This window comes from Candidatus Methylomirabilis sp., from assembly GCA_036000645.1.
Classification (GTDB): domain Bacteria; phylum Methylomirabilota; class Methylomirabilia; order Methylomirabilales; family JACPAU01; genus JACPAU01.
On sequence record DASYVA010000197.1, the window covers coordinates 1 to 18,727 of the forward strand.

The following is an 18,727-nucleotide window of genomic DNA, read 5'->3' on the forward strand; positions in this document are numbered from 1 at the left end:
TCCCACCGCGTAGATCTTTCCCTCCAGCACCGCCGCTGCCAGGGCGCCGCGAGGGGTGGGCATCGAGGCCCGCCGCATCCAGCGGTCGGTGCTCGGATCATAGGCCAACACATCGGCGACGGGCGCCCAGCCGTCCCGGTAGCCGCCGAGCACGTAGAGCGTCCCGTCCAGACTCGCGGCCGCCGGGTGATGGACGGCAGCCGGCAGCGACGCCCGTTGCCGCCACGCGTCCGCCGCCGGATCGTACTCCTCCACCACGTCCCCACCCGAGCCGAAGCCCCCGACCACGTACAGTCGCCCACCGGCGGCCGCGGCCGCTACCTCAGAGCGGGCCGCCCGCATCGGGGCCCGGCGCTCCCAGCGCCCGGTGAGGCTCGCGGCCAGCAGGGGGGCCGTCAGCGCAAGCAGGAGGCTCACGGCCACGAGGAGACGCGGGAGCCGCCGAGCCATCTCAGCCCCTCCCCGGCAGGCGCAGGGCGGCCAGCGCCGCCTCGCGCTCGCTCCAGGGCACGCGGCCGTGCGCCAGAATTTGATACGGCTCGTGCCCCTTCCCGGCGAGGAGGACCGCATCCCCCGGCCGGGCGCGCGCGCAGGCGGCCGCGATCGCCTCGGCCCGGTCGAGGATGATGGCGTGGTAGTTCCCGCCGGGATCCACCCGCCGGACGCCCTCCTGGATCTGCCGAGCGATGCCGGCCGGATCCTCGCCGGCGGGATTATCGCTGGTGAGGATGGTATACGCGCTCAGGCGAGCGGCCACCTCCCCCATGGCCGCCCGCTTCGTCCGGTCCCGGTCTCCGGAGCAGCCGAAGACCGTGAGGAGGCGGCCGCTGACCAGGTGCCGGGTGGTGCGGAGGAGCTTCTCCAGCGCCGCCGTGGTGTGCGCGAAGTCGATGACCACGAGGAACGGCTGCCCGGCGTCCACCAGCTCGAACCGGCCGGGGATGCCGGAGACCCCTTCCAGGCCCCGCTTGATGGTCGCAGGGTCGATGCCCAGGGCGAGCCCGACGCCGGCCGCGGCCAGCGCGCTGTAGGCGTTGACCCAGCCGGTGAGGCGCAGGGTCACGGGGAAGGTCGCATGGGGACTCTCCATGGTCAGGCGGAGCTGGCCCAAGGCCGCGGTGAGGTCCCGCGCCCTGAGGTCGGCCGCCCGCTGGACGCCGAACGTCGTCGCGGGGCAGGCCGTGGCGGCCAGGATCCGTTCGCTGGCCGGGTCATCCGCATTGACGATGGCCCGGTGTTCCGGGGAGGCCCCCAGGCTGGAGAAGAGGGACGCCTTGGCCGCGAGGTACGTTTCGAGCCGCCCGTGCAGATCCAGGTGGTCCGAGGTGAGATTCGTGAAGACGCCGAGGTCGAAGTCGCAGGCGGCCACCCGCTTCAGGGCGAGGGCATGCGAGGAGACCTCCATGACCGCGTGGGAGGCCCCCTCGGCCACGCACTCGGCCAGGAACCGCTGGAGATCCAGGGACTCCGGGGTCGTGTAATGGGAGGGTGTCTCCTTCTCGCCGATGCGGCTCACGATGGTCCCGCTCATGGCGACCCGGGTTCCCGCCTCCCGCAGGACCGCCTCCACCAGGTAGGCCGTGGTGGTCTTCCCCTCCGTCCCGGTGATGCCGATCAGGGTGAGCCGCTCAGACGGATGGCGGTAGAACCGGCTGGCAATGAGGGCGAGCGCGTGGCGCGCGTCGGGGACCTCGGCGAGGGCGAGGGCGTCGGGGACCGGACCCGCCTTCTCCACGACCACCGCCACGGCGCCCCGCCTCTGGGCGTCCGCGATGTAGCGGTGCCCATCGTCCCGGAAGCCCCGGATGCAGACGAAGCAGTACCCCTCCCGGACGTCCCGGGAGTCGTAGGCGATGCCCCGGACGGGGACCGGCCCGCCCCGTCGGATGAGCGCTCCGGGACACGCCGCCAGCAGGGCTTCCAGGGTCCACGGTTCCTGCATCGGCCCCATCCCCGCACCCTACGGCACCCGCGCGCGGGGCACGGGTGCCTCCACCTCCCACTCGACCCAGGTCTCCTCCCCGGGCGCCACCGTCACGGCCAGCTCCCGCAGGCCGAGCCCGTCGTGCCACAGGAGGAGACGATGGACTCCCGCCGGGACGCCTGGGATCCGGAATCGCCCGGTGCGGTCCGTGATGGCGGCCGGCCCCGCGGTCACGACGATGCCCGCGCGCATCCAGGGGTGTCCCACGTCGCAGCGGATGCGCAGGAAGCCGGGAGGGCCCACGGAGGCAAGGGTCTCCTCCCGGAAGACGGGGAGGGCAACGTGGAACCGCGTCGCCCCGCGCTCATCGATGGCGTGGGCCGAGTGCAGGATCCGGTCGCTGTTGCGGATGGAGAGCAGGGCGCCGGGGGAGACCACCTGCAAGGCCGGCGCGAAGCGGCACCCGACGTTGTCGAGCGTCGGTGTGGCGGCAGGCGGCGCTCCGACCAGATCGGGGAGCAGGACCGCCGCCTCCGCCAGCCCCCCGTCCTGGTCCACCGTGAATGCCCGGACCTCTTGCGCGGCCCCGCACGTTCCCCGGTCCTTCGCCACCGTCACCGCGGCCGCCTCGGGGACGGGCCCCACGATGCGGACGCGGCCGGCGAGGACTCCTGCCCCCTGCTCCTCCCCCCCGTGCCCCCCCGGAGTGGTGAGGAGCGCGCCGGCCAGGAGGGCGGCCCCTAGAGGCGCTCCCAGAGCCATCGGGGCGTGAGGGCGATGAGGTACCCGTTCAGCACCGTGATGTAGTTGGTGTACAGGAGCACCCCGACGATGACCAGGAAGATCCCCGCCGCGACCTCCACCATCCGCAGGTAGTCCCGGAACCGTCCGTAGAACCCCAGGAAGGCATCCAGGGCCAGGGCGCTCGCGAGAAACGGGATCCCGAGGCCGAGCGAGTAGGCTCCCAGCATGAGGACGCCGGTCCCGGCCGTGTCGGCCGTCCCGGCCAGGAAGAGGATCGCCCCCAGGATGGGGCCGACGCAGGGGGTCCAGCCGGCGGCAAAGGCGATCCCCACCAGGGCCGAGCCCAGATACCCCGCCGGGCGGGCCGGCAGGGGCAGGCGCCACTCGCGCATGAGGACCGGGACCTTGAAGAGACCGGTCACGTAGAGGCCGAACAGGACGATGAGGATCCCGCCCCCCTTCCGGATCCAGTCCGTGGATTCGGCGAAGAGCTGGCCCAGCAGGCTGAAGGAGGCCCCCAGGGCCATGAAGACGAGCGAGAACCCGGCGACGAAGCAGGCGGCGTTCAGCAGGAGCACCCGGCGGGTCCGGGCGTCCCGCTGCCCGGACTGCAGATCGGTGAAGGAGACCCCGGCCAGGTACGAGAGGTACGAGGGAACGAGCGGCAGGACGCAGGGGGAGAGAAAGGAGAGGAGGCCGGCCCCGAGCGCCACCAGGAAGGAAAGGTTGTCTGCCGCCGCCATCTTTCCCCCTAGCGGGACCTGAGGGCACGGATCAGCCGCTTCGCGTCCGCGCTGTCCCACTCCCGAGCACCGATGATCCGGCCGACAATCCCCCCGCGGCGGTCGATCAGGTAGGTCGTGGGGAGGGAGAAGGCGCGGTACAGGCGGCTCACCTGCCCCTCCTGATCCAGCAGGATCGGGAAGGTCAGGCGGAGCTCCTTGACGAAGGGCTCCACCTGCTCGGGGGTCTCGGCGAAATTCACCGCCAGGATGGTGAAGCCGTCGTTCTGCATCTCCCGGTACAGCCGCTCCATGGCCGGCATCTCCTCCCGACACGGGAGACACCAGGTGGCCCAGAAGTTGATGAGGACCACCTGCCCCCTGAAGTCGGCCAGGCGTCGGGGTGTTCCCGCCAGGCTGCTCAGCGTGAAGTCGGGGGCCTCGGTCTCCTTGACCGGGGGCAGGACGCCCATGGCGTCCAGGAGAGGGCCGAGATCCGGTCCCGCCGGGCGCCCGGCGCTGGCGCCGAGGAGCCAGGCCAGGGCGAGCAGGCAGAAGATGAGCAGCCGGTGCCTCAGCGTCCCTTGGGTCAATCTCTCCACCGCATCCCCCCCGGAATAAACACGCCGTCGGGGAAAACTATTCTAGCACACCATTCTCACCGGCGGTGCCGCTGGAAGAGGCGGCCCAGCCGACCCAGGAGGCCGCGGGTCCCGGGCAGGATCACACAGCCGGCGATCGTCTGGAGGAGGTCCTCGGGCCGGAGGCTCCCCGCCCGGTAGCGGACCCGGACCTCCCCCGTCCGCTCCGACGCCTCCACAGCCACAACCCCCGGCCGCCCTGACAGGGCGGCGCGCACGTTGGCCGCTCAGAGGCCGCAGAGGAACCCGGTCACGGCGAACCGGGCCTCCCGCTCTCCCAGCCCCTGGGGGCTGTCGTCGACGAGCCGGACGGTTACGTCAGCGAGGAGGTTGCGCCACTGGATCATGGGGGGAGCCGAATAAACCGCGGACCCTCAGTCCAGGAGGGTCTCACCGGCCACCACATCCTCGATGGCCAGCGTGTTCAGGAGGTACTTGCGAAGGCGGTAGGTGAGGACGTCCTGCTTCGCCCCTGCGGCGTCGAACACGACGCCGTACTGCCGCTGGGCCGCCTGCCGGCTTACCAGGCCCGCCGCCACGTCCTCCTCGACCCGCATGATGGAGCGGCGGTACGGGATCCCCCAGCCCGCCCCCCCCGGGGCCTCCAGCGTGAGGCGATCGCCCGCCGCCAGGGGGAGCACGATGGTCGCCGGGCCCTCCCAGGCCTGCTCCCCCCGGCTCGGCGTCGCGAGGAGGAGCCTGCCCGCCGCCCCCCGCAGCCCCCCCCGGAGCCCCCGGGCTGCCCCGGCGATGACCGCGTGGACGTCGGCCCTCCCCTCGGTCAGGGCAAGCGAGAGGACGGCGCCGGCGCCCCCCCGATACTGGCCGGGTCCCGCCGAATCCTCGCGCAGGGCGAACCGGAGGAAGCGGACCGGATATTCCTCCTCCACCTCCTCCAGGGGTCGGAGCGTGCCCGGGTCCACGAGGGGCGTCGTGTGGTGGAGACCATCCCCCCACACCGAGGCGCCTGCGCCCCCGCCCAGGAACAGCCGCGCGGCGTAGCGGCTCCCGTCTCCCCGCTCCCCCTGGAGGTCGAGCTGGCTCAGGGCAGTCGGCCCGGGCGCGTGGGCCAGGTGAGGGAAGACCTCGGCGAAGGCGGCGACGGCAGCGTCCGTGATCGCCTGGGCCGTGAGGAACCGGCCGACGGTGGCCGGGGCCGCCCCCCCGCCCGCCGACGCCTCGGGAGGGAGGTGAATCTCCCAGTCCGCCTCCCAGCCTCCGATGCCGGGGAGGGCGGGCACCTCGGGGTGAAACACCTCCTTGACCGCCAGCCGGAGCGCGGCGAGAAACAGGGGCCGGGACACCGGCGCAAGGCCGGCCCGGGTGAGGCCGCTCGCGTCCAGAACGATCCGGCCGCCCTGCCGGTAGGCGACGACAGGCAGCGGGAGGGGATCCTCCGGCCGACCCTCCGGGAGGCGGCCGAGCAGACGAGCCAGCCCGGCCTCGCATCCGGCCCGGAGGGCATCCAGCGCGCCGAGGCAGGTCTCGGTCCCGTACCGCGCGCAGAGGGACGCGACCCCTTCCTCACCCACAGCCAGGACGTGGCCGACCCGCTCGACCTCCTCGGCGAACGCGTCCACGAGCCCGAGGTTTTCTCCCAGGACCGCCAGCAGTTCCGGCACCGGTTTCCCGGACGCCCGGATCCGGATCCAGGGGACGACGGTTCCCTCATACCGCAGATCGGGCGCGCGCCGGACTCCCCCCCGGGAGACCGTCGGGTAGGAGCCTACCATCCCCAGGAGGCCGACCAGCGTGCCCCCGGCGAAGGCCGGAGCGAGGAAGCAGAGGTCGTCGAGTCCTGCCCCGCTGACCCGGGGATCGTTCCCCAGGTACACATCTCCGGCTCCGAGGGCACGCCCCGCCCCGCCCACGACGCGCAGGAGATCCCCGGCCGCGTTGCCGCCCGCCTCGGCCAGGAAGGGCTGCGAGGTGGGCCCGCTCCCCAGCATTCCCCCCTGCGCGAGTCCGTAGAGGCCACAGGAGAGCCAGCGGAGCCGCGCGACGGCCCGGGAACAGGAGGCACGGCTCCAGAGATCCTCCATCCGGCCCAGGGCCTGGGCCAGCCCCTCGCGGACGGCAGCCAGCCTCCCCGCCTCAACGCTCACGCGAGACCTCCAGCACGAGGGTCCCCCAGCGGTCCACCCCCCCGCGGACGCCGGGCGGGACCAGGACCGTGGCCCCCGGGATCTCCACCAGGGCGGGACCGCGGACCTCGTCACTGATCACCTCCACCGGGAGAACGGGAGCGGTGAGCTCCCTGCCTCCGATCCGGACCGCCCGCGGCGGGGGGAGCGGCCGGCCTACTCCCGTTTCCCTCGCCGCCGCCAGCGTCGCGGCGAGCCCGGCCTTCAGGTCGGGAGGATCGTGGGCCTCCTCGGTCCGGACCAGGAGCGAGGAAAGCACCAGGTCCCGGAGGTCGGCCAGCCCCCCGGGGAGCCGGACCGCCGCCCGGTAGGCGGCGGCGAGATTGCCCGCGGTCGCCCCTTGTGGGAACGGGACGGTCACCACCGTTTCCGCCGGATTGCGTCCTCGACGGAGGGCCGCGACCAGGAGGACCCGGGGCGCCCGCTCCACTTCTGGGCAGGCCCGGAGGATCCGGGCCCGGATCGCCTCCTCGGTCAGGCTCGCGAGGGGGACGCTGCACGGGACGTGGACCGTTCGCCCCGGTGGCGTGAGCAGGCAGCCGAGGGCCGAGAACCCGGCCGCCAGGTAGGGGACCAGGACCTGGCGGATCCCGAGACGGGACGCCAGGGCCGCGGCGTGCAGCGGGCCGGCACCACCGAAGGCCACCAGGGTCGCCTCCGACGGGCCGAGACCCTTCAGCGCAAGATTCCTCCTGATGAATCCCGCCATCTTCTCCTCGGCCAGCTGGAGGACCGCCTCCGCCGCCTCCTCCACGCTCCCGCCAACCGTCGGGCAGATCTCACCGACGAACGCCCGGTGGGCCGCCGCCCGATCCAGGGGCGTCTCGGCCATCGTGAGCGCGTCGCGCGAGAGGCGCCCCAGCAGGAGATCGGCATCGGTCACCGTCGGCTTCCGGCCCCCCCGCCCGAAGCAGGCGGGTCCCGGGACCGCCCCGGCGCTCTCCGGCCCGACCTGGAGAAGCCCCCCCTCGTCGATCCAGGCCAGGCTCCCCCCGCCGGCGGCGGCGGCGGAGACGTCCACCGTCGGCAGCGCCACCCGCAGGCCGAACTCCAGCTCCCGCTCGGCCGCCAGATCCGGGGTGCCGCGCCGGATGACGCCGACGTCGAACGAGGTCCCCCCCATGTCGCAGGAGACGAGCGCGTCCGCCCCCGTGAGCCGGGCGAGAGCCGCCGCTGCCGTGAGCCCACCGGCCGGCCCGGAGAAGAGGGTCAGGAGGGGGCGAGCCCCGGCCGCCTCGGGCGACATGCTCCCCGCCGCCGAGTCGATGAACCGGAATGCCGCCCCTCCGGCCCGGCCCGTCACGCCCTCCACCAGGCTCCGGACGTAGCGGTGCAGGAGGGGGTGCAGGTAGGCGCTCAGGACGGCCGTGCAGGTCCGGGTAAACTCTCCGGCTGCGGTGGTGAGGGCGGATGCAGGGATGGCGGGCACGCTCGGCCAGCATCGCCCGAGGCGGGCAACCGCCTCCTCCTCGTGGACGGCATTCTGGTGGGCGTTCAGGAAGGCCACGGCCACCGCCTCCACGCCGGCCTCGAGGAGCGCCCGGGCCTCCCGCTCCACCGCCTCTCCACCCAGGGGCGTCAGGATGGCCCCGGCCGCGCTGATCCGCTCGGGAATCTCCCGCCGCAGCGCCCGCGGGACGAGGGGCGCGTGGGCTCCCTGCCAGCCGAAGGGCCTGCGCCGGCCCCCGTCCCTGAGCTCGAGCAGATCCCGGAAGCCCGCCGTCGTGAGGAGGCCGACCCGCGCCCCCTTCCGTTCGAGGAGGGCATTGGTGGCGACGGTCGTGCCGTGCGCGACTTCGGCGAGAGCGGCGCCGGGCGGGAGCGCCGCGGCCAGGGCCTCAAGGAGACCGGCGGCGATGTCCGTGGGCGTCGTGGGCACCTTCCGGAGGGCAAACCGCCCGGCGCCGCCGTCCCAGCAGACCAGGTCGGTGAAGGTCCCCCCGACGTCCAAACCCACGCGAACAGCTCCGCGCATCTGTCTCTTCTCCCCCGCAACCGCGGCCCGGCCGCCCTGCCGGGCGCGGGCATCATACGCGGGGCGCCGGCGCTCCCGCAAGGCCCTCGTCCCCGCCCCGGCGCGCCCGGAGGGGAAGGGCGAGGGCCACGGCGCCCAGGATGACCGCGGCGATGGCGACCCAGGTCGGCGCCAGGCCCACCCGGTCGCCCACGAGCCCCCAGAGCACCGGAGCCACGGCCCCGGCCCCCAGGTAGATGGTGTAGTAAAGCCCGTAGACCCTGGACCGGTGTCCGACGGCCGTGAGCTCCGCGACCGTGGCGTACAGGACCGAGGAGGTCCCGTTCAGCACGAGCCCGAAGGGCGGGAGCAGGACGGGCAGGAGGGTCGTGGGCACGAACAGCAGGCTCAGAATCCCCAGGCCGGTCAGCGCCTCGGTCACGGCGACCATCCCCGCCACGCCGACCCGCTCGGCCAGCGCGCCACAGGCAAACTTGCCGAAGGCGCCCCCGGCGAACAGGAGCATGAGGGCACCCCCCACCTCCCCGGCCGACAGCCCCTTCCCCGCCAGGAGGAACGGGAGAAACGTGAGGACGGCCGTGCGGGTGGCATCATCGACCATCCCGACGGCGGCCAGGGCGGCGAAGCGGCGGCGGTCGGTGATCCCCCAGCCCCGGATCCCCTCGTGGGGCCGCGACCGGCCAGCCCCCCTGGGGAACGGGCGGGGCTGGCGCGCCGCCAGGAGGAGGAGGGCCACCGCGAAGAGCCCACCCGCTGCCAACCCCAGAACCGCGCCCCGCCAGCCGAACCGGACCGCCAGCAGGCCGGATGCGGCCGGCAGGAGGATCTTCCCCAGGTCGCCGGAGAAGTTGTAGGTGCCGAGCGCCCGGCGCCACCCTCCCGCCTCGTAGGTGGTCGCCACCAGGGCGGAGCCGAGCGGGTGCTGAACGCCGGACGCCGTCCCGCCGACGACGAGCGCGGCGAGGAGGGGGACGTAGGCCGCGGCCATGCCGATCAGAAGGAAGCTGCCGCTGAGCGCTGCGGTGCCGCCGAGGAGCAGGGACACCTCCCCCACCACTTCCGCGAGCAACCCTGCGGGGATCTGGAAGAGGCTCAGGGCTGCGGAGTAGGCGGTCTTCATCAGGCCGACCTGGGCGAAGGAGAGGCCGAGCTCCGCTGCCATGAGCGGGAAGAGGACGTACAGCGAGTTCTGGAACCCGTCGTGCAGGATGTGGATGGCGCAGGCGGTCAGGAGGACCCGGCCCCGGCGTGGCGGGGGCGGGACGGCCGGGGGCGGGACGGCCACGGCTACCAGTTCTGGCGGGCGAACGCGAAGAGGGTGACGATCCGGTCCGTGGTCTCCCGGAGCCGGTAGGACAGGGTCCGGCAGAAGACCAGGAGGAGCTGTCGCGCCAGGGCCTCATCCTTCAGGAGATCCAGGAAGACCGTCTTCCGGATGATCAGGAGGCGGCAGTCGGTGTGGGCGATGGCGGTGGCCGAGCGGGGCGCCTCATCCAGGAGGGCCATCTCGCCGAAGTGCCCCCCCTCCTCGAGGAAGGCCATCGCCTCCTCCCCCACCCTCGGGATCAACTTGCTGATCCGGACCGTTCCCTCCAGGACCGCGTACAGGGCGTCCCCGGTCTCCCCTTCCCGGAAGATGACCCGCCCCTCCGGGTGGACCTCCTCCTCGCAGATGGCGGCGAGGCGGCCCAGGTCAGCCTCTCTGCACTCCTTGAAGAGCGGGATCTGCCGGAGGAGCTTAGCGGCGTCCATCGTCCCCTCCGGTGGTGGCTGCAGGCTTGGCGGGGGGTGCCCCCTCCGCGGAGCTCCCCGTCGGGTTCCTGGCCCAGGCAAAGATGTGGCCTCGGGTGAGATAGCCGACCACGGACAGGACTGCCAGGGCCGTCAGGATGATGAGCCCCTGCAGGTAGGCCCGGCCCCCCACCCGGTCTCCCTGGAGCGAGAGGAGATAGGTCCCGGGCATCCGCCCGAGCCCGCACACGAGGAGGAAGGGGAGGAAGCGCATGGGGCTCACACCCAGGAGATAGGAGAGGTAGTCCTTGGGGAAGCCCGGGATGAGGAACAGCACGAAGGCGGCGAGGACCCCCCGGGTCTCGGCCAGGAAGGCGAAGCGCTCGTAGGTCTCCGGCTTCACCAGCCGGCGGACAAACGGCTGGCCCAGCCAGTGCCCGAGGCCGAAGGCGAGGATGGAGCCGAGGGTCAGGCCGATCGCGGAGTAGATGAACCCCCGGAGGACCCCGAAGAAGTAGCCGCCGAGAAACCCGGTCAGCTCCCCGGGGACCGGCGCCGCCACGACCTGGGCGGCCTGGATGAGGATGAAGGTGACGGGGGCGAAGGCCCCGTGCTGCTCCAGGAGGCGGCGCAGGGCCTCCCGGTTGGTCGCCAGGCGGCCGAGCTCGCGGAGAGGTTCCGGCCAGAGAGCCCCCTGCAGGTGCAGGTAGGCCAGTGTGACCGCGGCGGCGGCCCCGGTCGCGGCGCCACCCCAGATCGCCCAGCGCCTCATCCAGTCGCGCCCTGGGGGATAGCGGCAGCGCGATCCCAGAGCGTCTCGGGATCGGCGGGGCTGATGTGGCAGGCCATCTGGCGGGCGAAGGGCGCGTGGCAGGCCTCCGCCACGGCGGCGAGGGGCGGGGCCCACCCGGTCAGCGCCTTGAGCGAGGTCATCCGGATCCCGGCCAGGCCGCAGGGCACGATGGAGGAGAACGCATCCAGGTCTGTGGAGACGTTCAGGGCCGCGCCATGCCAGGTGACCCAGCGGCTGACGTGGATCCCGATGGAGGCGAGCTTCGCCTCCCCCACCCACACCCCCGTGAGGCCGGGGCGGGCCGCCGCCAAGACCCCGAAGGCCACGACAGTCTCGATGAGGACCCGCTCGAGGCCCCGGAGAAAGGCGTGCAGGTCGCGTCCGTGACGGGTCAGATCGAGGATGGGGTAGAGCATGAGCTGGCCGGGGCCGTGGTAGGTGACATCGCCCCCCCGCTCCACCTCGTAGAGGCCGATCCCCCGGGCGGCCAGGCCCTCCTGCGCCAGCAGCAGGTGCTCGGGACGCGCGCCGCGCCCGAGCGTGATGACCGGCTCATGCTCGCACGTGAGGAGCAGGTCGGGGACCTCGCCCCGCTGCCGGGCCGCCCCGAGGGTCCGCATCAGGACGAGCGCGTCGGCGTAGGGGACGCGCCCGAGATGGGCCGTCAGGCAGTCCACGGGTGGGACCTTGTGCCTTGAAGGGTCATATGTGAATCGCGCGGCCCAGGGCGGCCAGCGCAGCCTCCCCCATTGCTTCGCTCAGGGTCGGGTGGGAATGAATCGTGGCCGCGATCTCTTCGGGCGTCGCCTCGAGGGCCATCGCCAGCCCGGCCTCGGCGATGAGCTCCGTGGCGTCCGCTCCCACGACGTGGACCCCCAGGATCTCCCCCGTCTCCGCGTCGGCCAGGAGCTTCACCAGACCCTCGGTCTCTCCCATGGCCTGGGCCTTCCCGCTGGCGGTGAAGGGGAACTTCCCCACCTTGAACTTCCTCCCCGCTTCCCGCGCCTTCGCCTCGGTGAGACCGATGCTGGCCACCTGTGGGTGGCAGTAGGTGCAGGACGGGACCTTCTCCCGGTCCATCCGGGCCGGCAGCCCGGCCATCCGCTCCACCGCCACGATCCCCTCGTGCATCGCGGCGTGGGCCAGGAGCGGCTGGCCGGTGACGTCCCCGATCGCGAAGATCCCCGCGGCCGTGGTCTGCATCGCGTCGTCCACGGTGATGAACCCCCGGTCCACCTCGACCCCCAGAGGGTCCAGCCCCTCCACCTTGCTGTTGGGGGTGCGGCCGATCGCCACCAGGATGGCGTCGGCTTGGAGCTGCTCCCGCTTCCCCTCCTGGACGATTCCCACCTGGACGCCGTCGGCCCCGACCGCCACCTCGTCCACCGCCGTCTTCGTCCGGATCGCGATCCCCTGCTTCTCGAAGACCCGGTGCAGGATGGCGGTGACGTCGGCGTCCTCCAGAGGGAGGATGGTGGGGAGCATCTCCACCAGGGTGACGGCTGTGCCGTAGGCCGCATAGATGTCGGCGAACTCCACCCCCACCGCCCCCGCCCCGATGATGATGAGGGAAGCGGGGGCTTCCTCGTTCAGCAGGGCCTCGGTGCTTGTCAGAACGCGCTTGCCATCCACGTCCACGCCCGGGATGAGCTTGGGCCGGCTCCCGGTCGCCAGGAGGACGCGCGCCGCCTTCAGGCCCTCCGTCTTCCCGTCCGCGCCGCTGACCTCGATGGACCCCTTCCCCGCGAGCCTCCCCTCCCCGGCGAAGACCGCGACTTTGTTCTTCTTCATCAGGAACTCGACGCCCTTGGAGAGCCGCTCGGCCGCCCGCCGGGAGCGCTGGATGGCCTTGCCGAAGTCGGCCCGGAGGTTGTCGAAGCGGATCCCGAACTCCTCTGCCCGCTTCAGGGTGTTGAGGAGCTCGGCGTGCTGCAGGAGGGCCTTGGTGGGGATGCAGCCCCAGTTGAGGCAGACCCCGCCCAGCTTATCCCGCTCCACGATGGCGACCCGCATGCCGAGCTGGGCCGCCCGGATGGCGCCCACGTAGCCGCCGGGGCCGGCGCCCACCACGGCAAGGTCGAAGGTGCGGTCAGCAGTAGCCATGGTCTCCTCGTGGAGGACCGCCCGGAAGCCCCCGGGCGGGTGGCTAGAGCAGGAGTGGGTAGGGGGCCTCCAGGAGTTTCTTCAGGTCGGCCAGGAAGCGGGCCCCCGTGGCTCCATCAATCACCCGGTGGTCGCAGGAGAGGGTCATCCGCATCCGCGGGCGGACGGCGACCCGCCCCTCTTCGGCGGTCGGCACCTGCTGGATCGCCCCCACCGCCAGGATGGCCGCTTCGGGGGGAACGATGATGGCGGAGAACTCCTCGATCCCGAACATCCCCAGATTGGAGATCGTAAAGGTGGCCCCCGAGAGCTCCTCGGCCTTCATCTTCCGGTTCCGGGCCCGCTCCGCCAGATCCCGGGCGGCCCGCGCGATCTCCGGAAGCCCCTTTTTGTCCACGTCCCGCAGGACCGGCGTGATCAGGCCGTCCTCCAGGGCGACTGCGATCCCCACGTGTACCTCCCGGTGGAACTGGATCTTGTCCCCGGCGAAGGAGGCGTTCACGTAGGGGTGCTTCGGGAGCGTGAGGGCGCACGCCTTGAGCAGAATGTCGGTGAAGGAGAGCTTCAGGCTCTCATCGTGGGCGTTCAGGGAGGCCCGGAGCTCCTGGGCCCGCGTCATGTCGGCATCGAGCGTCAGGTAGAAGTGCGGGACCGGGGCCTTGCTCTGGACCATCCGGGTGGCAATGGCGCGCCGGATAGGCGTAAGCGGGATGGCCTCGCCGGCGGCGGCCGCAGCAGCCACAGCGGGGATCGCCGGGGCAGCCGGCGGAGCGGGGGCCGGGGCGGGGCGGGGCGGGGCAACCGCCGGGCGGGGCGCAGTGACGGCTGCCGCCGGCGCGGCGGCCGCGGCCTGCTCGATGTCGGCCCGGACGACCCGGCCGCCCGGGCCACTCCCCTGGACCAGGCGCAGGTCCACGCCCCGCGCCCGGGCTAACTTTCGAGCGAGGGGGGAGGCCTTCACGCGCCCGGGCGCCCCGCCTTCATCGCGGGCCGGGGCAGGCGCCGCCGCCTTGGGAGCCGGCGCGGCGGCCGGGACGGCTGCGGCCTCCGGGGCCCGGCCCGCCACCAGGGCCGAGACGTCCTCTCCCTCGTCGGCGATCACCGCGACCGGGGTCCCCACGGGGGCCACCTGGCCCGCGGGAGTGAGGATCTTCCGCAGGACCCCGGAGGCGTAGGCTTCCATCTCGATGTCGGCCTTGTCGGTCTCCACCTCGGCGATGATCTCGCCCTTCTTGACGGGGTCCCCCTCCTTCTTGAGCCAGCGGACGATCTTCCCCTCCTGCATGTCCGCGCCGAGCTTCGGCATCACCACTTCCGTCGCCACCCTGTCCCTCCCCGCTCAGCGCCCGAGCAGCCGCTTCACCCCGGCGATGATCCGGTCCACGTTGGGGATGGCCAGCTTCTCGAGGTTCTTGGCGTAGGGAAGCGGAACCTCCTCCACGGCGACCCGCATCACCGGCGCATCCAGGTCGTCGAAGGCTTCCTCCTGGATCCGGGCGGCCACCTCGGCCCCCACGCCGAAGGAGTACCAGTCCTCCTCGACGATCAGGGCGCGGTTGGTCTTCCGGACCGAGGTGACAATCGTGGCCACGTCGAGCGGCCGGAGGGACCGGAGGTCCACCACCTCCGCCTCGATGCCCTCCTTGCCCAGGCGGCTCGCCGCCTCCAGGACCAGCAGGAGCATCCGCGAGTAGGAGATCAGGGTTAAATCTTTCCCCGCCCGCTTCACCTCCGCCTGGCCGAGCGGGATCAGGAGCTCCCCCTCCGGCACCTCCCCCCGGGTCCCGTAGAGGGCCGCGTGCTCCACGAAGAGGACCGGGTCCTCCCCCCGGATGCAGGTGGTGAGGAGCCCTTTCGCGTCTTTCGGCGTGGCCGGGATGGCCACCTTGAGCCCGGGCATGTGGGCGAAGTAGACCTCGAAGTTCTGGGAGTGGGTCGCCGCGAGCTGCACCCCGGAGCCCCCGGCCGTCCGGATGACCACCGGCGCGCTCGTCTGTCCCCCGAACATGTAGCGGACCTTCGCGGCCGAGTTGACGATCTGGTCCATCGCCTGCATGGCGAAGTTGATGTTCATCAGCTCGGCGACGGGCCGGAGGCCCCCCATGGCCGCCCCGACCGCTGCCCCGATGATCACCGATTCGGCGATGGGGGTGTCTTTCACCCGCTTCTCCCCGAACTCCTCGGCGAACCCTCGGGTCACGCCGTAGGTCCCGCCGTAGTCCACGATGTCTTCCCCCAGGAGGAAGATGCGAGGGTCCCGCCGCATCTCCTCCCGGAGGACCTCGGCCACGGCCTCACGGAACGTGACTACCGGCACAGGGTCCCTCCGGGATCAGGGCCGCGCGTAGACATCGGTGTAGAGCTCCTCGGGGGCCGGCTCCGGGCTTCCTTCGGCGAAGCGAACCGCCTCCTCGATCCGGGTAGTGACCTCCCGCTCCAGGGCCTCGTACTCCTCGGTGCTGAGAACCCCCTCTGCCTCCAGGCGGGCCCGCAGCGTGGTGATGGGATCCCGCGCCCGCCAGACGTGCTCCTCCTCCTTCCCCCGGTAGAGGACCGGGTCGGCCATCGAGTGGCCGCGGAAGCGGTAGCAGAGGGCCTCGAGCAGCGTCGGCCCCTCGCCTGCGCGGGCGGCGGCGACGGCGCGGGCCGTCGCCTCCCGCACGGCGAAGACATCCATCCCGTCCACCCGCTCCCCGGGCATGTCGTACGCGGCCGCCTTCTTGTGGATGTCGAGGAGGGCCGAGGCCTTCCGGAGGGCGGTCCCCATCCCGTAGAGGTTGTTCTCGCAGATGAAGACGACCGGGAGCTTCCAGAGGCTGGACAGGTTCAGCGCCTCGTGGAAGTCCCCGCCGTTGGTGGCGCCATCCCCGAAGAAGCAGAGGACGACATTGTCCTTTCCCTGGTACTGGAAGGCAAAGGCCAGCCCGGTGGCGAGGGGGAGATGGCCGGCCACGATCGCGTAGCCGCCCAGGATCCCCACCGAGGCGTCGCAGAAGTGCATGGAGCCGCCCTTCCCCTTGCAGAGGCCGGTGGCCTTGCCGAACAGCTCGGCCATGCAGCGGCCCGGGTCCGACCCCTTGGCCAGGGCGTGCCCGTGGTCCCGATAGTGGGTGACGACCAGGTCCTCCTTGCGGAGCACGGAGATGGCCCCCACTGCCACCGCCTCCTCCCCGTTGTACAGGTGGAGGAAGCCCCCGATCTTGCCCTTGGCGTACATCTCGGCCGCCTTGTCCTCGAAGTTCCGGATCAGGAGCATCTGCCGGAGGAGGTCCACCGCTGCGGGCTTGTCCACGTCGCGGGGGATCCCCTTGGCGGTGACGGCTGCATCTGCCATGGAGCGCTCCTTGCGCACGGCAGCGGGGGCGGGGCGGGGGCTGCGTACCTTGCGGGCCGCTGGAGCCGCCTGGCCGGCCTTCCCCCGCGGGCGGAGCCGGCGGGCCATCAGCGCGCCGCGGGGAGGAGCTGCGTCTGGCCCCGGGCGTGGTAGCTGGACCGAACCAACGGTCCGGCCTCCACCCACCGGAAGCCCAGCCTCTCCCCCTCCCGCTTCAGCTCGTCAAACTCCTCGGGCCGGTAGAAGCGGGTGATAGGGATGTGCCGGGTCGAGGGCCTGAGGTACTGGCCCAGCGTCAGGATATCGCAGGCGATCCCTCGGAGATCCGCCATCACGGCAAGCAGCTCCTCCCGCGTCTCGCCGAAGCCGAGGATGATGCCCGACTTCGTCAGCCCCTCCGGCGCCAGGGCCTTCGCCCGGTGGAGCAGCTCGAGGGAGCGCGCGTACTGCGCCCCCGGCCGGACCTCCCGGTAGAGGCGCGGCACCGTCTCCATGTTGTGGTTCAGGATCTCGGGGCGCTCGGCCATGATGGCCGCGAGGGCATCCCAGTTCCCGCGGAAATCGGGAATCAGGACCTCCACGGTGCAATCGGGGGCGGCCTGCCGGATCTCGCGGATCGTGGCGGCGAAGATGCCGGCACCGCCGTCCGCCAGCTCGTCCCGGTTCACCGACGTCACGACGGCATGCTTGAGGCCGAGGGTCCTCACCGCCTCCGCCACCCGGAGGGGTTCCTCCAGGTCCAGCTCCGTCGGCTTCCCGTGGGTCACCGCGCAGAACGCGCACTGGCGCGTGCAGGTATCCCCCAGGATCATGAAGGTAGCCGTGAGGTCCTCGAAGCACTCCCCGATGTTGGGGCAGTGGGCCTCCTCGCAGACGGTGTGGAGCCGCAAGGTCCGGAGGAGGCCCTTCAGGCGCATGTAGTTGGGACCGCCGGGGGCCCGGACCTTCAGCCACTCCGGCTTGCGAACGGGGCCGGGGATGACGGGGGCCCGGGCGGTCCGCCAGCGGGGGGGGGTGGGCGTCAGGAGGGGAAGCTCGGTCATCCGCTCCTCCCGGGGGCGCAGGGGCACAGGATCGGCCGTCCCAAGCCCCTGCAATTCGTTCGCCAGGGCATCCCGCGGAAAGGGAAGAAGTCTCCCGATACCACTAACATAGCGTCTGGGGGCTGTCTAGGCAATCCCCGATGGGAGGGACGGCTCAGCGGGGAGGCCGGCGGCGGCTGGCGCGGCGGACCGCCACGATCTCGGCCAGGATGCTGAGCGCGATCTCGGCCGGGGTCTCCGCGCCGATGGGGAGGCCGATCGGGGCGTGGACGGCGGCCAGGCGCTCCTCGGGGACGCCGTGGCGGCGCAGGTGGTCCAGGACCGCCCGGACCCGGCGCTTGCTCCCGATCATCCCGATGTAGGCGACCGGGGCCTGGATGGCGAGCTTCAGCGCCTCCTGGTCGAGCTGATGGCCGCGGGTGACGAGCACCAGGTGGGTGTCAGGAGTCAAGGGATAGCCCTTGATCGTGGCCGGGATGTTCGCGGCGATGACCTGGTCCGCCTCGGGGAAGCGCTCCGGGTTGGCGAAGGCCGCCCGGTCGTCCAGGACGACCACCCGGAGGTCCAGGGACTTCGCCATCCGCGCCAGCGGCACGGCGATGTGACCCGCCCCGACGATGAGGAGCTCGGGTTGGGGCAAGACCGTCTCCACGAACGCCTCCACCGCGGGGACCGCCCCCGCGGCCGGGAGGCGCAGTCGGCGACTCCGGCCGCTGGCGAGGGCGTCCTTCGCGGCCGCCAGGACAGCCTCGCCGAAGGCGGGGTCGAGCCCCCTTCCGAGGAGCATCCCTTCCTCGGTGACGCCGAAGCGCGTCCCGGCGGGGATGGGGGAGGCGGCTGGGGCGGCGACGATGCTCACCAGGGCAAGCCGCCGGCGGGCGGCCAGGGCATCCCGGGCCGCCGCCACCGCCTCGGCGGCGGGCAGCCCCGCGCCCGGGCGTTCGGCCGAGCTCAGGCGGTCAATGAAGATCTCCATGATCCCGCCGCAGTTCGTCGGGCTCTCGTCGTCAATCACACCCGTGAGATCCACCTCCGTCAGGCGCGGCCGACCCTCCCGCAGGACCCGGACTCCCTCCCACAGGACCTGGGCCTCCCCGCAGCCGCCCCCCACGGTCCCCAGGATCCGCCCGTCGTCCAGAATGACCATCTTCGCCCCCACCTCGCGCGGCGTCGAGCCCCGGGAGGCGATGACGGTTGCCACCGCTACCGCTTCCTGGCGGGAGAGAAGTTCCACGAGATCCTGGTAGAGGGTGCTCATGGGAGGTACGGCCGGCTTGGCGATGCGCCGCGGCACGCCGGGGCCGCCCGCGGCCGGCCTGGAAGCACTCTAGCCCAGGGGGAGACGGCGGTCAACGTCGCGCCAGTTCACACCGTAGAGGGACCCGCCTTGCAGCCAGCGGCCCCGGAAGTGAGCTGCGGAATCGGACGTGGGCGTCTGAGCCGAGCACTCGACGTAGCCGCGAAGGCACAGACACGGAAGCGGGCGGGAACCCGGAACGGGAACAAGGTGTTTTGCAAGGTAAGATGACCGGGGCCTGCCCCAACTAATACAAACGAGATAAATTGTGGGACA

General features: G+C 72.3%; 18 protein-coding genes. All 18 read right to left on the reverse strand.

What is annotated here, in order from left to right:
- Positions 1-450, reverse strand: a 450-nt coding sequence (locus VGT06_11160) for a kelch repeat-containing protein (GenBank protein HEV8663680.1), incomplete at its 3' end; no start/stop codon positions are given.
- 1 nt (position 451) lies between these two features.
- Entirely contained in the window at positions 452-1,942 is a 1,491-nt protein-coding gene (locus VGT06_11165; protein ID HEV8663681.1) for a UDP-N-acetylmuramoyl-L-alanyl-D-glutamate--2,6-diaminopimelate ligase, read from the reverse strand.
- An 18-nt stretch (positions 1,943-1,960) separates the two neighbouring features.
- Positions 1,961-2,686, reverse strand: a complete 726-nt coding sequence (locus VGT06_11170; protein ID HEV8663682.1) for a hypothetical protein — start codon at positions 2,684-2,686, stop codon at positions 1,961-1,963.
- Positions 2,665-3,411, reverse strand: a complete 747-nt coding sequence (locus tag VGT06_11175) for a cytochrome c biogenesis protein CcdA (GenBank protein ID HEV8663683.1) — start codon at positions 3,409-3,411, stop codon at positions 2,665-2,667. The genes VGT06_11170 and VGT06_11175 overlap by 22 nt, the downstream gene beginning before the upstream one ends.
- A gap of 8 nt (positions 3,412-3,419) precedes the next feature.
- Positions 3,420-3,992 (reverse strand): TlpA disulfide reductase family protein, encoded by a 573-nt coding sequence (locus VGT06_11180; GenBank protein HEV8663684.1) that lies wholly within the window; start codon positions 3,990-3,992, stop codon positions 3,420-3,422.
- Positions 3,993-4,048: 56 nt separating this feature from the next.
- Positions 4,049-4,210, reverse strand: a complete 162-nt coding sequence (locus tag VGT06_11185) for a hypothetical protein (GenBank protein ID HEV8663685.1) — start codon at positions 4,208-4,210, stop codon at positions 4,049-4,051.
- A gap of 195 nt (positions 4,211-4,405) precedes the next feature.
- Entirely contained in the window at positions 4,406-6,136 is a 1,731-nt protein-coding gene (locus VGT06_11190) for a hydantoinase B/oxoprolinase family protein (GenBank protein ID HEV8663686.1), read from the reverse strand.
- Complete coding sequence (locus VGT06_11195) at positions 6,126-8,150, reverse strand: hydantoinase/oxoprolinase family protein (protein HEV8663687.1); 2,025 nt, start codon at positions 8,148-8,150, stop codon at positions 6,126-6,128. Before VGT06_11195 ends, VGT06_11190 begins: the two co-directional genes overlap by 11 nt.
- Before the next feature lie 52 nt (positions 8,151-8,202).
- A complete protein-coding gene (locus tag VGT06_11200; GenBank protein ID HEV8663688.1) occupies positions 8,203-9,435 on the reverse strand; it encodes an MFS transporter in 1,233 nt (410 codons plus the stop codon).
- Between the two features lie 2 nt (positions 9,436-9,437).
- The gene (locus VGT06_11205; protein ID HEV8663689.1) at positions 9,438-9,902 is read right to left on the reverse strand and encodes a cyclic nucleotide-binding domain-containing protein; all 465 of its coding nucleotides are present in this window, start codon (positions 9,900-9,902) and stop codon (positions 9,438-9,440) included.
- Positions 9,889-10,653, reverse strand: coding sequence for a TVP38/TMEM64 family protein (locus tag VGT06_11210; GenBank protein HEV8663690.1), 765 nt, complete (start codon positions 10,651-10,653; stop codon positions 9,889-9,891). The genes VGT06_11205 and VGT06_11210 overlap by 14 nt, the downstream gene beginning before the upstream one ends.
- Entirely contained in the window at positions 10,650-11,351 is a 702-nt protein-coding gene (lipB, locus tag VGT06_11215; GenBank protein ID HEV8663691.1) for a lipoyl(octanoyl) transferase LipB, read from the reverse strand. The genes VGT06_11210 and lipB overlap by 4 nt, the downstream gene beginning before the upstream one ends.
- A gap of 25 nt (positions 11,352-11,376) precedes the next feature.
- Positions 11,377-12,777: a dihydrolipoyl dehydrogenase gene (gene lpdA / locus VGT06_11220; GenBank protein ID HEV8663692.1), complete on the reverse strand. Its 1,401-nt coding sequence runs from the start codon at positions 12,775-12,777 to the stop codon at positions 11,377-11,379.
- A 43-nt stretch (positions 12,778-12,820) separates the two neighbouring features.
- Positions 12,821-14,101 carry a dihydrolipoamide acetyltransferase family protein gene (locus VGT06_11225; protein HEV8663693.1) on the reverse strand — a complete coding sequence of 427 codons (1,281 nt, stop codon included), beginning with the start codon at positions 14,099-14,101 and terminating at the stop codon, positions 12,821-12,823.
- Between the two features lie 15 nt (positions 14,102-14,116).
- Complete coding sequence (locus VGT06_11230; GenBank protein HEV8663694.1) at positions 14,117-15,094, reverse strand: alpha-ketoacid dehydrogenase subunit beta; 978 nt, start codon at positions 15,092-15,094, stop codon at positions 14,117-14,119.
- Between the two features lie 15 nt (positions 15,095-15,109).
- On the reverse strand, positions 15,110-16,111 hold the full coding sequence (gene pdhA, locus VGT06_11235; GenBank protein HEV8663695.1) for a pyruvate dehydrogenase (acetyl-transferring) E1 component subunit alpha: 1,002 nt from the start codon (positions 16,109-16,111) through the stop codon (positions 15,110-15,112).
- Positions 16,112-16,218: 107 nt separating this feature from the next.
- Complete coding sequence (gene lipA / locus VGT06_11240; GenBank protein HEV8663696.1) at positions 16,219-17,154, reverse strand: lipoyl synthase; 936 nt, start codon at positions 17,152-17,154, stop codon at positions 16,219-16,221.
- A 154-nt stretch (positions 17,155-17,308) separates the two neighbouring features.
- Positions 17,309-18,412 carry an XdhC/CoxI family protein gene (locus VGT06_11245; protein ID HEV8663697.1) on the reverse strand — a complete coding sequence of 368 codons (1,104 nt, stop codon included), beginning with the start codon at positions 18,410-18,412 and terminating at the stop codon, positions 17,309-17,311.
- Between the last annotated feature and the right edge of the window lie 315 nt (positions 18,413-18,727).